Origin of the sequence: Sphingomonas faeni (genome assembly GCF_003053745.1) — a bacterium.
In the GTDB taxonomy this organism is placed as follows: domain Bacteria; phylum Pseudomonadota; class Alphaproteobacteria; order Sphingomonadales; family Sphingomonadaceae; genus Sphingomonas; species Sphingomonas faeni.
Window position 1 is genome coordinate 149,457 of sequence record NZ_QAYE01000005.1, and the last position, 13,287, is coordinate 162,743.

Annotated in this window: 12 protein-coding genes; 8 read left to right on the forward strand and 4 right to left on the reverse strand. The window is 66.1% G+C overall.

What is annotated here, in order from left to right:
* Positions 1-163: 163 nt before the first annotated feature.
* From C8J25_RS10830 to C8J25_RS10845, 4 genes are read left to right on the forward strand one after another with little or no spacing between them, the layout of a single operon-like run.
* Complete coding sequence (locus C8J25_RS10830) at positions 164-1,369, forward strand: trans-sulfuration enzyme family protein (protein ID WP_107954438.1); 1,206 nt, start codon at positions 164-166, stop codon at positions 1,367-1,369.
* Positions 1,366-1,764 carry a Co2+/Mg2+ efflux protein ApaG gene (apaG, locus tag C8J25_RS10835; RefSeq protein ID WP_107954439.1) on the forward strand — a complete coding sequence of 133 codons (399 nt, stop codon included), beginning with the start codon at positions 1,366-1,368 and terminating at the stop codon, positions 1,762-1,764. Before C8J25_RS10830 ends, apaG begins: the two co-directional genes overlap by 4 nt.
* Positions 1,761-2,543, forward strand: coding sequence for a LysR family transcriptional regulator (locus C8J25_RS10840; RefSeq protein ID WP_107954440.1), 783 nt, complete (start codon positions 1,761-1,763; stop codon positions 2,541-2,543). The genes apaG and C8J25_RS10840 overlap by 4 nt, the downstream gene beginning before the upstream one ends.
* Before the next feature lie 41 nt (positions 2,544-2,584).
* Entirely contained in the window at positions 2,585-3,112 is a 528-nt protein-coding gene (locus C8J25_RS10845; RefSeq protein WP_341871535.1) for a GNAT family N-acetyltransferase, read from the forward strand.
* Between the two features lie 162 nt (positions 3,113-3,274).
* On the opposite strand, the gene C8J25_RS10850 is transcribed toward C8J25_RS10845, so the two are convergent.
* Both C8J25_RS10850 and C8J25_RS10855 read right to left on the reverse strand, forming a co-directional pair.
* Entirely contained in the window at positions 3,275-4,546 is a 1,272-nt protein-coding gene (locus tag C8J25_RS10850; protein ID WP_107954442.1) for a serine hydrolase, read from the reverse strand.
* Positions 4,546-5,400 carry an ABC transporter permease gene (locus tag C8J25_RS10855; protein WP_107954443.1) on the reverse strand — a complete coding sequence of 285 codons (855 nt, stop codon included), beginning with the start codon at positions 5,398-5,400 and terminating at the stop codon, positions 4,546-4,548. Before C8J25_RS10855 ends, C8J25_RS10850 begins: the two co-directional genes overlap by 1 nt.
* A gap of 65 nt (positions 5,401-5,465) precedes the next feature.
* Between C8J25_RS10855 and C8J25_RS10860 the strand changes: the two genes are divergently transcribed.
* On the forward strand, positions 5,466-6,221 hold the full coding sequence (locus C8J25_RS10860; protein WP_107954444.1) for a GcrA family cell cycle regulator: 756 nt from the start codon (positions 5,466-5,468) through the stop codon (positions 6,219-6,221).
* Between the two features lie 505 nt (positions 6,222-6,726).
* Here C8J25_RS10860 and C8J25_RS10865 read toward each other — a convergent pair.
* On the reverse strand, positions 6,727-7,584 hold the full coding sequence (locus tag C8J25_RS10865) for an outer membrane protein (RefSeq protein WP_107954562.1): 858 nt from the start codon (positions 7,582-7,584) through the stop codon (positions 6,727-6,729).
* Positions 7,585-7,743: 159 nt separating this feature from the next.
* Between C8J25_RS10865 and parE the strand changes: the two genes are divergently transcribed.
* Positions 7,744-9,753, forward strand: coding sequence for a DNA topoisomerase IV subunit B (gene parE, locus C8J25_RS10870; RefSeq protein WP_107954445.1), 2,010 nt, complete (start codon positions 7,744-7,746; stop codon positions 9,751-9,753).
* Positions 9,754-9,943: 190 nt separating this feature from the next.
* Here parE and C8J25_RS10875 read toward each other — a convergent pair whose 3' ends face one another.
* A complete protein-coding gene (locus tag C8J25_RS10875; RefSeq protein WP_107954446.1) occupies positions 9,944-10,732 on the reverse strand; it encodes a hypothetical protein in 789 nt (262 codons plus the stop codon).
* 240 nt (positions 10,733-10,972) lie between these two features.
* Between C8J25_RS10875 and C8J25_RS10880 the strand changes: the two genes are divergently transcribed.
* Both C8J25_RS10880 and argF read left to right on the forward strand, forming a co-directional pair.
* Positions 10,973-12,163 (forward strand): aspartate aminotransferase family protein, encoded by a 1,191-nt coding sequence (locus C8J25_RS10880; protein ID WP_107954563.1) that lies wholly within the window; start codon positions 10,973-10,975, stop codon positions 12,161-12,163.
* 163 nt (positions 12,164-12,326) lie between these two features.
* Positions 12,327-13,268, forward strand: coding sequence for an ornithine carbamoyltransferase (gene argF / locus C8J25_RS10885; RefSeq protein ID WP_208622574.1), 942 nt, complete (start codon positions 12,327-12,329; stop codon positions 13,266-13,268).
* The last annotated feature ends 19 nt before the right edge of the window (positions 13,269-13,287 follow it).

The window sequence follows — 13,287 nt, forward strand, 5'->3', positions numbered from 1 at the left end:
CTGGGGGTGGGTAGGCCAGCTTGTGTCGCGACCGTTCCATGATCCGGAACCCGACCCACCCCCAACCCCTCCCTTCCAGGGAGGGGAGAATGACGGCTTCGGGAACAGGGGCATACACCCGCAAGGCTTGTCATCGCGGCTCCCCCCCGGCAAAGCGGCGCGCATGAAGCGCAAGACCGGCCAGGATCGTTCGATCACTCAGCATTGGCGTCCCGCGACGCGCGCCATCCGCGGCGGCACCGCCCGCAGCGAATATGGCGAGACGTCGGAGGCGTTGTTCCTCACCTCGGGCTATTGCTACGACAAGGCAGGCGACGCCGCGGCGCGCTTTGCCGGCGAGCAGGAGGGGATGACCTATTCCCGCCTCCAGAACCCGACCGTCCAGATGCTCGAGGAGCGGATCGCGCTGCTGGAAGGCGCCGAGGCATGCCGGACGATGGCGACGGGCATGGCGGCGATGACCGCGTCGCTGCTGTGCCAGCTCCAGACCGGCGATCACCTCGTCGGCGGCCGTGCAGCGTTCGGGTCGTGCCGCTGGCTGACCGACACGCTGTTGCCGAAGTTCGGGATCGCCACGACGATCGTCGATGCACGCGATCCGCAGGCGTTCCTCGACGCGGTCCGGCCCGAAACGAAGGTGTTCTTCTTCGAGACGCCCGCCAACCCGACGATGGACATCGCCGACCTCAAGGCAATCTGTGACATCGCGCGCGAACGCGGCATCACGACCGTGGTCGACAACGCCTTCGCCACGCCGGCCTTGCAGCGCCCGATGGAGTTCGGCGCGGACGTCACCGCCTACAGCGCGACCAAGATGATGGACGGGCAGGGCCGCGTGCTCGCCGGCGCGGTCTGCGGCACCGAGGATTTCATCACCAACACGCTGTTGCCGTTCACGCGCAACACCGGCCCGACGCTGTCGCCGTTCAACGCGTGGGTGGTGCTCAAGGGCCTCGAAACGCTCGATCTCCGCATCCACCGCCAGTCCGAAAACGCGATGAAGGTCGGCGAATTCCTCGAAGGCCGCGTGCCTCGCGTGCTGCATCCCTTCCTGCCGAGCCATCCGCAGCACGAACTGGCCAAGCGCCAGATGGACGCATGCGGGCCGATCTTCGCGTTTGAGGTCGAGGGGCGCGAACAGGCGCACGCACTGCTCGACGCGTTGGAGCTGGTCGACATCTCGAACAATATCGGCGATTCGCGCTCGCTGATGACGCATCCGGCCTCGACCACGCACGCGAGCGTCTCGCCCGACAAGCAGATCGAGATGGGCGTGACCGAGGGGCTGTTGCGGATCAACGTCGGGCTCGAGGATGCGCAGGACGTGATCGACGACCTCGACCAGGCGCTGCGCCAGGCGGGCCTGTGAAGGCGCTATTCCCCAACGCGGCGACGACCGATGGGGTGACGGTGCGGGTGTCGGTCAGCTATCTGCCCGAACAGTCCGAGCCCGAGCGCGGCCGCTGGTTCTGGGCCTATCACATCCGCCTCGAGAATGAGGGCACCGAGACCGTCCAGTTGCTAACCCGCCACTGGGTCATCACCGACGGCCGCGGCGCGCGCCACTCGGTCGAGGGCGAAGGCGTGGTCGGCGAACAGCCGGTGATCGAACCAGGCGCGAGCTTCGACTACGTCTCGGGCTGCCCGCTCGCGACGCCGTCGGGTGCGATGCATGGGAGCTACCAGATGGTCCGCGAAGACGGAGCCGTGTTCGCGGTCGAGATTCCTCGCTTCTCGCTGTTTGCCCCTGCGGTGCTCAATTGAAGCGCACGCATCTCCCGCTCAACGGCCTGCGCGTGCTCGACGCGGCGGCGCGGCATCTGTCGTTCACGCGGGCGGCGGACGAGCTGGCGGTGACACCGGCGGCGGTTGGTCAGCAGATTCGGGCTCTGGAGGATACGCTGGGCGTCGTCCTGTTCCGCCGTACCACGCGAGGGCTCGAACTGACTCCCGAGGCTGAGGCAGGCTTGGGCGCGTTGCGTGGCGGTTTCCTCCAGTTCGAGGAAGCCGTTCGCGCGATGCAGGCGGGGCAGTCCTCCAAGTCGCTGACGATCGCCGCGCCGCGCGACCTGACCGAGAAGTGGTTGATGCCGCGGCTCGCGCAGATCGCCGAGGCGGATCCCGAACTGCGCTTCGTGCTGATCACCGCCGACGAGAATGTCGACTTCACCGAAGCCAATCTCGACCTCGCGATCCGCTGGGGCGATGGTCCGGGCGAGCACGAAGGCGAGGCGCTCGAGTCGGAGGGCATGGTGACGATCGCCAAGCCCGGTACGGACACCGAGTCGGCAATTGCCTGGTCCGGAGAAGACGGCGTCGCGCTGGTCCGTGTCACCGATGCCGGGCTAGCGATCGATGCGGCGGTGGCGGGGCTTGGTCGCGCGACCGTTCCCGAATTACTAGCGCGTCGCGATCTCGCACAGGCCCGCGTGACGCTCATCGGCGAGTCGCAGCCGTCGAAGGGGGGGTATTGGCTCGTCGCCCCGCTCCCGCAGTGGCGCCAGAAGAAAGTCCGCGCGCTCGTGGATGCCCTGACCGCGTGAGGCAACCCGGGCGCCGACCCCGTCGCGCTGGCGTGTCGCCGGTGCTGAAGACGCGCCGGCTGCGATTGCGGCCGCTGGTCGAGGACGACGCGACCGCGTTGCACCCGATGCTCGCCGACGCGGAGCTGATGGCCTATTCCGCCGACGGGCCGTTGGGCTCGGTCGACGACGTCCGCACCTACCTCGCCGAAGAGGCCGCGCCGGGCAACCAGCGTACCTGGGCGATCACCCGCACCGGTGACGACCGCGCGATCGGCTGGGTATCGGGCAGCGAGGCCGATGGGGCCGGGGTGACGGAGATCGGTTTCATCCTCGCGCGAGAAGCGTGGGGGCGAGGGATCGCGCGTGAGGCTGTGTCGGCGGTGATCGATCGGTTGTTTGCGGAGGGGCGGAGCCGCGTTTTTGCGGATGCCGATACCGAGAACGCGGCGTCGATCACGTTGCTGGAGCGGTTGGGGTTTCGTCGCGAGCGGCTGTTGCGCGACGAGTGGGAAACGCATCTGGGGTTGCGCGACAGCCTGATCTACGGGCTCTGCGCCGATAGCTGGCAGGCGGCCGGGCGGGCCTGATCCCCACTTAATAAGCTGTTCTCCTGCGAACGCAGGAGCCCAGGATCACAAACGCCATCTCCAGTTACCCTGGACCCCCGCCTTCGCGGGGGAACGGCATGGGTTGGCGTTTGCGCTGTAATTGATCAGCCTATGGGGGCATGCAGCGAAAAGCAGCGAAACCTACCGCGCCGCCAGCAACGCCAGCGCCCGCCCCATCAGCCCCGCGAACCGAACCTCGTTCACGCCGTCATCAGTCCGGTGCCAGTTTCCGGTCGCCGCATACCAGCGCCCGTCCTTAGCCTGCAGCAGATAGTTTAGCGTCAGCACCCCAGGCTCGCCACCTCCCTTGAACCCGACATACCCAAACCGCTTGGCAATAGCCGGATCGACCCCGGCATTGACCGCCATCACCGCGCGGGTCGTGACGTCCGTCCCCCGCAGCCGGTCCAGCAGCCCCGCCATTGCCGAAGGACTCGCAAACCACTCGATGCTGTCGATCGCCACAGGCTTCCCGGCGAACACGGTCGGATCCAGCTTGGCCGTCGCGACCTTCACCGCATTGTCGACCAGCAGCGCCCGCCGCTCGTCCACCGACCCAGCCGCCCAAGCCTTGGTCAGCGCGGGATCCCCCTTCAACACGAACATCTCCCGCGTCGTCATCACCGGCACGTTGCCACCCGCCGCCTCCGCCATCGCATCGACCTTCGCGCGTCCGAGCGTCGTCAGCAGCGTATCCGTCGCGGTATTATCGCTGATCGAGATCATCATCGTCGCCAGCGTCTGTACCGTCACCGGCGACCCGGCGGGCCAGGTCTGCAACACGCCCGACGGCAAGGACGGCGCCCCGACCTTCACGACGTCCTCCCAATGTCGCTCGCCCGCCGCAACCTGCCGCGCCAACTCCGCCAGCACCCACAGCTTGAACGCCGACCCAAGCGGCGCGGCGACATCGGCACGGTATTCGAGAATCGGCGCAGGGTTGCCCGCGCCAAGCGCATACAGCCCGAACCCGCTGGCCCCCGGCAGTGCACGAAACTCCGCCTCGACCTTCGCCAAAGTATCGTCCCGCGCGCCCGTACCCGTAATCAGCAACCCGGTCGCAGCATGCGGCGCCGCGGGGTCTATCACCAGCCGAACGCTCGCCGTCCCCCGCGCATAGCCAACGACCAGATCCGCGGACCATGCCGACGTCGCCGTCAGCGACTCGATCTTCTGCGGCACGCCCAGCGTCGCCTTAAGTTGCTCGACAATCGCCGAGAACTGCGCCTTCGGCACCTTCTCGCGGAAGCTCGCCGCGAAATACGCATCATATGCGCCGCGCCCGTCGAGGATCGCGACCAGCGCATCAGCCTTCGCCCGCAACGCCGGATCCGCCACCGCACCCTGCGCCACCGCACCGACCGGCAGCAAGGCCACTGCCAACGCCACCGGCCAGAGCGCGAGCCTGTGCATCAGTTCTTCAGCTTCCAACCACTCTTCAGCAACCGGTAGCACAGCGTCGCCAGCACCAGGTCGATCACCAGGATCACGATCCCGCCGATCATCACCGGCGAGTCGGCGATCCCCAGGAACCCGTATCGGAACCCCGAGATGATATAGAAGAACGGGTTCGCATGGCTGAACGCGCGGAACGCCGGCGCGAGCTTGTCGACCGAATAGAACGTCCCCGACAGCAGCGACAACGGCGCGATCACGAAGTTGGTGACCGCCGCGGCATGATCGAACTTGTCCGCCCAGATCGACGTCAGCACGCCGAGCAGCGCGAGGAACGTCGCACCCAGCAACCCGAACCAGATGATCGCGAGCGGCGCATGCGGCGTCACGTGCACGCCCGGATACAGCGCCATCGCCGCCCAAACGACGATCCCGACGATCACCGCGCGAGTTACTGCGCCACCGACCAGCGCGCCCAGCAATTCACCCGTGGACAAGGGCGGCTGTAGGTAGTCGACGATCGTGCCCTGCATCTTGCCGACCAGCAGCGAGAAGCTCGCATTGGCGAACGCCGGCCCCATCATGCCCTGCGCGATGATCAGCCCCGGCGCGATGAAATCGGCGAACGCGACGATCTGTCCGTCGACCGGAACCGGGCTCTTTGCGCCCGTCGCGATGGTGAACACGATCAGAAACAACAGCGTCGTGATCGCCGGCGCCCACACCGTCTGAAGCTGCACCTTGAAGAACCGGCGCACCTCCTTGATATAGAGGGTTCGCAATCCCTCCCAGTTCACGCTCTTTATGACGGGGACGCCGGGGGCGGAGTGTACCGCCGAATGGATTTCACCGGTTGGGGGCTGGCTGCTCATAGGCGTTGCGGGTAATCGCTGCCGCTGCCGCCCGCAACCCGGCTGAGCAAGACTAAGGAACGAACATGTCCTGGACCGACGAGCGCATCGCGACGCTCAAGACGATGTGGGAGGCCGGCCAGACCGCCAGCCAGATCGCCGAAGTACTGGGTGGCGTGAGCCGCAACGCCGTCATCGGCAAGGCCCACCGCCTCGAGCTACAGGCGCGCCCGTCGCCGGTGAAGCCGAACGATCCCGAAGCCAAGGCGGCTGCGGCGGCAGAGGCGTCGGCGTCGGCAGCAGCGGCGGCGCCCGAGCCGGTCGCCGCACCGGAGCCGGTCGAGGCCGAGGCTCCCAAGGCCGCACCGGTCGCACCGCCCGTAGTGGCAGCGGCCAAGCCTGCTGCACCGGTCGAGCCGGAGCCGGTCGCTGAAGAGCCTGAGGACGAAGAGGACGAAGACGAGGACGAGGCTCCGGCCGTGGCCGCGCCCGTCCGCGCGCCGCAGCCAATTCTGCGCTCGGTCGGCCCAGGCGGCTTCCTCCGCCAGGCACCCGGTGAGCAGCAGCCTCCGAGCACGCCAGCCCCGCCGCGTCGTCTGGTTCCCGCCAAGCCGTCGGCTGAGATGGCCAACAAGACGAGCCTGCTCGAACTGAACGACCGCATCTGCAAATGGCCGCTCGGCCATCCTGGCGAGCCGGACTTCCATTTCTGCGGCAAGGCGGTGAACCCTGGCTTCCCGTATTGCGTCGATCATTGCGGCCATGCGTACCAGGCGCAGCTGCCCCGTCGCGATCGCCGTCCGACTCCGCCGCTGCCCTTCGGCGGTCCGCGGCCGAGATAAGGCGAAGGGCGGCCTGCGCCAACCTGGCGCAGGACTCGCCCAAGCCCGGCCGGCGCGGCTAGCCGCGACCGACGACATGGGCTTTGCCCATGGCTAGCGTGATGTAGAAAAGGCCGTTTCCTCGGGCGAGGAAGCGGCCTTTTCTCTAACTGCTACCACCCCGGCGAAGGCCGGGGCCCAGTTGGAAAGGTAGCGGTTACCGAGCGCTGCGCCCGTTTGGCAACGTTTCCCAACTGGGCCCCGGCCTCCGCCGGGGTGGTGCTCTATAGCTGAACGTCTTCCGCCCCCTCTTGTTCTCCCGCGAAGGCGGGAGCCCAGACTGGGTCCCCGCCTTCGCGGGGAAACAAACTTCGCACGAAACAAAAAAGGCCGCTTCCCCGTGTGAGGAAGCGGCCTTTTCTTTATCAGCTAGCCATGGGCAAAGCCCATGTCGTCGGCCGCGGTGAACCGCGCCGGCCGGGCTTGGGCGAGTCCTGCTCCAGCTTGGAGCAGGCCGCCCTGCGCCTCAGAACCGGAACGCGACCGTGCCGCGCAGGCTGTGCCAACGGAAGTTGTCATCCGAGCGCTTGAACGCCGTCCCGGCCGTGTTCGGCGCGAGCACGAACGGGTTGTTCGCAGGCTGCGTGCCGCGCGTCACGAGAACGCGGGCGTCGTCGTCCTGATACTGGTGGAACATGTATTCCATGCCGACCGAGATATTCTTGCCGAGCTTCTGCTCGATGCCACCGCCGCCGGTGATGCCGAACTGGTTCTTCTTGCCGCTCTGCGCATAGGCGTTGGCGGTGTTGCTCGAATAGAAATCGCGGTCGATGCGGGCATAGCCCGGACCGAACGTGCCGTAGAACAGCGTCGTGTTGACCGCATAGCCCACACGGCCGCGGATCGAGGCCTCCCAGGCGAGATCGCGCGTCATCGTGTAGAAGGCGGGCGTGGTCGAGAACGCGGTGACGCTGTCGCGGATGTTCGACTTGCCGAATTCGCCGACGACGCCGACGACGATGTTACCACGCTGCTGGTCGATGCCGACGCGCGCGTAATAGGCGGTGTTGTCCTTGTCGTTGCGGCAGCCACGGCCACCGACGGCAGGAGCCGTGCTGCTCCGTGCGGCGCCGTTGCAGAAGCCGGGCGAGAACGCGTTGGCGCCAGCAGCGGTCGTGACGGCATCACCGAAGCGGCCATCGAGGTTGCGATCGAACAGGATCGACGAACCCTCGTCGTTCGGCTGCACGTCATAGCCACCGGCCGCGCCGAAATAGATGCCGCTGAACGGTGCGTCTTCGGTCATCTCCTGCGCCGCGACAGGCATTGCGGCAAAACCCAGCGTAGCGGCGCCAGCAAGCGCCACCATCATCGTCTTAGTCATATTCACTCCCGGAAACTTCATGACAGGTTTTTCATAAACGGCCGGTTCCGCGAAAGTTATCCCCCCAAAGCAACAATCTATATCAATGTGGCTTTTCGATCACAGGGAGAACAAACGGAGCCTGTGGCTTTGTCCGACGCCTGCGGCTACGTTCCCGCCATGGCTGAAGATCTGTTCGCGTCCCCCTCGACGCCCGGCGCCGGCAAAACCGCCGCCAACACCTATGACGCGTCCTCGATCGAGGTGCTCGAAGGCCTCGAACCCGTACGCCGCCGTCCCGGCATGTATGTCGGCGGCACCGACGAGCGCGCGTTGCACCACCTCGCCGCCGAAGTGCTCGACAACGCGATGGACGAGGCGGTCGCCGGTCACGCGACGCGGATCGAAGTCACGCTGGAGGCGAACAACCGGCTGACGATCGTCGACAACGGCCGCGGCATCCCGGTCGACCCGCACCCGAAGTTCCCCGACAAATCCGCGCTGGAGGTGATCCTCTCGACGCTGCATTCGGGCGGCAAGTTCGCGGGCAAGGCCTATGCAACGTCAGGCGGCCTGCACGGCGTCGGGATCAGCGTCGTCAACGCGCTGTCGTCCGATACGGTCGTCGAAGTCGCGCGCGATCGGCAATTGTACCGCCAGCGCTTCGCCAAGGGCCTGACGCTCGGACCGATCGAGCACCTCGGACCAACGCCCAACCGTCGCGGCACCAGCGTCGCCTTCACACCCGATACCGAGATCTTCGGCAGCGAGCTGAACTTCAAGCCGCAGCGCCTCTACAAGCTCGTCCGCTCCAAGGCGTACCTGTTCGCGGGCGTCGAGATTCGCTGGCATTGTGCGCCCGACCTGATCGGCGACGACACCCCCGCACAGGCCGTGTTCCAGTTCCCCGGCGGCCTAGCCGACCACCTCCGCGACCAGATCGCCGGCCGCGAATGCGCAACCTCCGACTTCTTCTCCGGCTCGCAGGACTTCCCGAGCGCGAACGGCGAGACGCAGGGCCGTGTCGAATGGGCAGTCGCGTGGCCGCTGTGGAGCGATGGCTCGTACAGCTGGTATTGCAACACCATCCCGACCCCCGACGGTGGCACGCACGAACAGGGCCTCCGCCAGGCACTGGTCCGCGGGCTTCGTGCGTTCGGCGATCTCGTCGGCAACAAGAAAACGAAGGATATCAGCGCCGACGACGTCATGGTCGGCAGCGAGCTGATGCTGTCGGTCTTCATCCGCGAGCCGCAATTCCAGAGCCAGACCAAGGATCGCCTGACCAGCCCCGAAGCCGCCGGCCTCGTCGAGAAGGCGGTGCGCGATCATTTCGACCATTTCCTCAGCCACAACATGGAGCGCGGCAGGGCGCTGCTGAACTATGTGCTGGAGAGAATGGACGAACGCCTGCGCCGCAAGCAGGAACGCGACGTCAAGCGCAAGACAGCGACGTCCGCGCGTAAACTCCGCCTGCCGGGCAAGTTGACCGATTGCTCGGCGAACTCACCCGAAGGCACCGAGCTCTTCATCGTAGAGGGTGATTCGGCAGGCGGCTCGGCAAAACAGGCGCGCGATCGGAAGACGCAGGCGATCCTGCCGATCCGCGGCAAGATCCTCAACGTCGCGTCTGCCACCAGCGCGAAGATCTTCGCCAACCAGGAAATCGCCGACCTGACGCTCGCGCTGGGCTGCGGCACCCGGAAGGACTGCACGCCGGATACGCTTCGCTACGAACGCATCGTCATCATGACCGACGCCGACGTCGACGGCGCGCACATCGCCACGCTGCTGATGACGTTCTTCTTCCAGGAGATGCCCGAACTCGTCCGCCGCGGGCACCTCTACCTCGCGCAACCGCCGCTCTACCGCCTGACTGTCGGCACCAAGAGCGTCTATGCGAGAGACGACGCGCATCGCGCCGAACTCGAACGCACCGTCTTCAAGGGCAAGAAGGTCGATGTCGGCCGCTTCAAGGGCCTCGGCGAGATGAACCCGAGCCAGCTCCGCGAAACCACGATGGACCCCGCCACCCGCGGCATGCTCCGCATCACGCTCCCGCAGGAATACGAGGAGCGCGCGCAGGTGAAGGACCTGGTCGACCGCCTGATGGGCAACAACCCCGCGCACAGGTTCGCGTTCATCCAGGAGAATGCGGGGCGCATGGACGAGGAAGCGATCGACGCGTGACGTAACGGTAGCGCGTGTCGAGAACGGATGGCGATGTCGCGCCAGTCCGAAAACGCCACGGAGGCGGCCCGAGTCCGCCAAGCTTGCCACCACCATTGCGCTCACCCGCGAAGGCGGGTGCCCAGCCTGGGCTCCCGCCTTCGCGAGAGTACAACCTGGCTGGGCACCGTCATGGCTCTCAAACGATCACCTATTGCTTGTAGGCGACTAGCGTCGACGTCTTCCCACGTTTGATGTCGTTGACGTCGATCGTCATCGTCTTGCCGTCGGGCGAGACCGTCATGAGGAATTTGCCGGTCACCTTGCCTTCGAACATATCGGTCTCGTGCAACGTGCGGGCACTGGGCTGCGTCAGGGACACGGTCGTCCAGCCCGGATCGCCCGTCACCGGCACTGCCGGACCGCCGATCGTCGCGGCGAACGAGATGCCGATCGGCGTCGAATAGCTCACGACCTTGCCGACCTGCGCGAACGTGAACGTCAGCCCGCTGTCGGACACCTGCGCATCCTTGGTCTGGCGCCAAGAGCCCGACGTGGCATGCGCGCCGGCAGGGGCGGGGGCAACGCGATCGCTGACCGACGTGCCGGTGATCGGGACGCCGGTCGTGCCCACCGTCTCGCTGAATGCCGTCGCAATCGATTTTCCGTCGGCAGACACCGTCTCGGTCGCTTCGCTGACGATCTTGCCGCCCTTCTTCGTCGCGTACTTCACGACCGCCGGATCGACCACGGTCACCGACATTTCATCGTAATAGGGCTGTCCGGCCACCGCATGCCAGCCACCGTCGGCGACGACCTTGACCATCGGCTTGCACGTGGCGCAGGTATATAGTCCCTTGTCTATCAACGTGCTGGAAGGTTTGGTGGACAATTGACTGGCACTGATATCACCCTTCCAAGTACCCGACAGGACGTCTTGCGCGACTACCGGCGATATCGCGGTCGATATCAATGCTACGCCGATTGTAAGTTTGATCATGATTAGCTCCCCTGTACTTCGACGAGGTCATTCGAATCGAATCAAAGCACACAGGATCCTGGTGCCGCGTCTTCCGATGCATGCGCTTGTTTAGGGTGATGCGACAGGGCGACGGCGATATAATCTCGGTCAGCTTTGGTGGGTGATGCAAGCGGTGTTGCTCCCGGCGGCGCGCGCTCGTATCAGGCGGTTCGGGCGGCCGCTAAGGGTCGCCCTCGCTGTTTGAAGGAGCTTGCCGTCGTGACCATCACCCCGCTCATGCCCGTCTACCCGCGGTGTGGCGTGCGTCCGGTCCGAGGCGAGGGCGCGTACCTCTTCGGCGAAGACGGCCAGCAGTATCTCGATTTTGCCAGCGGTATCGCGGTCAACGCGCTCGGTCATGGTCACCCGCATCTGACCAAGGCGATCGCCGAGCAGGCCGCGACGCTGATGCACGTGTCGAACCTGTACGGGTCGCCGCAGGGCGAGCATCTCGCGCAGCGCCTTGTCGACAACAGTTTCGCGGACACCGTGTTCTTCACCAATTCGGGCGCCGAGGCGGTCGAGTGCGCGATCAAGACCGCGCGGCGCTATCACTTCGCCAACGGCAACCCCCAGCGGCATACGCTGATCACGTTCGACACCGCGTTCCACGGGCGTACGCTGGGCGCGATCTCGGCGACCAACCAGGCCAAGATGCGCGACGGGTTCGAGCCGCTGCTGCCGGGGTTCGCCTATGCGAAGTTCAACGATCTCGAAGGCGCACTCGCGCTGATCGACGACAACACCGCGGGTTTCCTGGTCGAGCCGATCCAGGGCGAGGGCGGCATCCGCCAGGCGAGCCACGAGTTCCTCACCGGTCTGCGCAAAGCCTGCGACGAGCACGGCTTGCTGCTGGTGCTCGACGAGGTCCAGTGCGGCTATGGGCGCACCGGCAAGTTCTTCGCGCACGAACTGTACGGCATCACGCCGGACATCATGGCGGTCGCCAAGGGTATCGGCGGTGGCTTCCCGCTGGGCGCCTGCCTCGCGACCGAGGAAGCGGCCAAGGGCATGGTCGCCGGCACGCACGGTTCGACCTATGGCGGCAATCCGCTGGCGATGGCGGCCGGCGAGGCGATCCTCGACGTGATGCTCGAGGACGGGTTCCTCGACAACGTCACGGCGATGGGCGATCGGTTGCGGCAGGGGCTCGAACAGATGATCCCCAACCACGATCATTTGTTCGACAGCGTCCGCGGCACCGGGCTGATGCTCGGGCTGAAGCTCAAGAGCGACAGCCGTGCGTTCGTCGCGTTCGCGCGCGACAATCACAATCTGCTGCTGGTGTCGGCGGGCGAGAACGTCGTTCGAATCCTGCCGCCGCTGGTGATCGACGAGAGTCATATCGCCGAGTGCATCGACAAGCTGTCGACCGCCGCGCGCGTCTACGTACCCGCTGCCGACGATTGAAATCTGCCGCTCATCCTGAGTAGCCATTGAGCGAAGCCGAAATGGCGTATCGAAGGGCCCGCCGATACCGGGCGCGACCTTCGGTACCAGACCCTTCGATACGGGTCTTCGGCTTCGCTCAGCCCCTACTCAGGACGAACGGTTTTACCGAATAACGGCCTGCATGACTGGAGCCGATGCTTTGACCATCCGCCATTTCCTGAATCTCACCGACGCCGGCGCCGACGGCATCGCCGCGATGCTGTCCGATGCACTCGACCGCAAGGCAGCGCGCGCCGGTTTCCCCAAGGGCCGCACCGATGCCGATGCGCCGCTTGCCGGCCACACGCTCGCGATGGTCTTCGAGAAGAGCTCCACCCGCACGCGATTCTCGTTCGACATGGCGATCCGGCAGCTCGGGGGCACCTCGATCGTATCCGACGGCGGCTCGATGCAACTCGGTCGCGGCGAGTCGATCGCCGACACCGCGCGCATCCTGTCGGGCTATGTCGACGCGATCATGATCCGCACCGATGATCACGCCAAGATCGAGGAAATGGCGCACTACGCCTCCGTCCCGGTCATCAACGGCCTGACCGACGCGTCGCATCCGTGCCAGATCATGGCCGACCTGCTGACGATCATCGAAAGCGGCAAGTCGCTGCCCGGCCTCAAGATCGCGTGGCTTGGCGACGGCAACAACGTGCTCGCCTCGATCGTCGAGGCCGCCGGGCTGATGCAGTTCGACGTCGTCGCGGCCTGCCCGCAGGGATTCCAGCCGGAAGAAGAGGCCATCACGCGGTCGTCGGGTCGGGCCCGCGTCGTGGCCGACCCGCGCGAGGCGGTCGAAGGCGCTGACATCGTCGTCACCGACACCTGGATCTCGATGGGTCAGGCGCATGCCGATGCGAAGCTGAAGGCGCTCACCCCGTACCAGGTCGACGCGACGCTCATGGCGCTTGCCAAGCCCGACGCGAAGTTCCTCCACTGCCTGCCTGCGCATCGCGGTGAGGAGGTCACGCCCGAGGTGATCGACGGCCCGCAGTCGCTGATCTGGCAGGAGGCCGAGAACCGGCTCCACGCGCAGAAGTCGGTCCTGCGCTGGTGCTTCGGGCAGATCGGTTGACCTGAACGGGCAGGGTCAC

Bases quoted from the DNA above. Each gene is read 5' to 3' on its own strand.
- C8J25_RS10830 (WP_107954438.1), top strand. From the start codon at position 164: ATGAAGCGCAAGACCGGCCAGGATCGTTCGATCACTCAGCATTGGCGT.
- C8J25_RS10850 (WP_107954442.1), bottom strand. From the start codon at position 4,546: ATGCACAGGCTCGCGCTCTGGCCGGTGGCGTTGGCAGTGGCCTTGCTG.
- C8J25_RS10855 (WP_107954443.1), bottom strand. From the start codon at position 5,400: ATGAGCAGCCAGCCCCCAACCGGTGAAATCCATTCGGCGGTACACTCC.
- C8J25_RS10860 (WP_107954444.1), top strand. From the start codon at position 5,466: ATGTCCTGGACCGACGAGCGCATCGCGACGCTCAAGACGATGTGGGAG.
- C8J25_RS10865 (WP_107954562.1), bottom strand. From the start codon at position 7,584: ATGACTAAGACGATGATGGTGGCGCTTGCTGGCGCCGCTACGCTGGGT.
- parE (WP_107954445.1), top strand. From the start codon at position 7,744: ATGGCTGAAGATCTGTTCGCGTCCCCCTCGACGCCCGGCGCCGGCAAA.
- C8J25_RS10875 (WP_107954446.1), bottom strand. From the start codon at position 10,732: ATGATCAAACTTACAATCGGCGTAGCATTGATATCGACCGCGATATCG.
- argF (WP_208622574.1), top strand. From the start codon at position 12,327: ATGACTGGAGCCGATGCTTTGACCATCCGCCATTTCCTGAATCTCACC.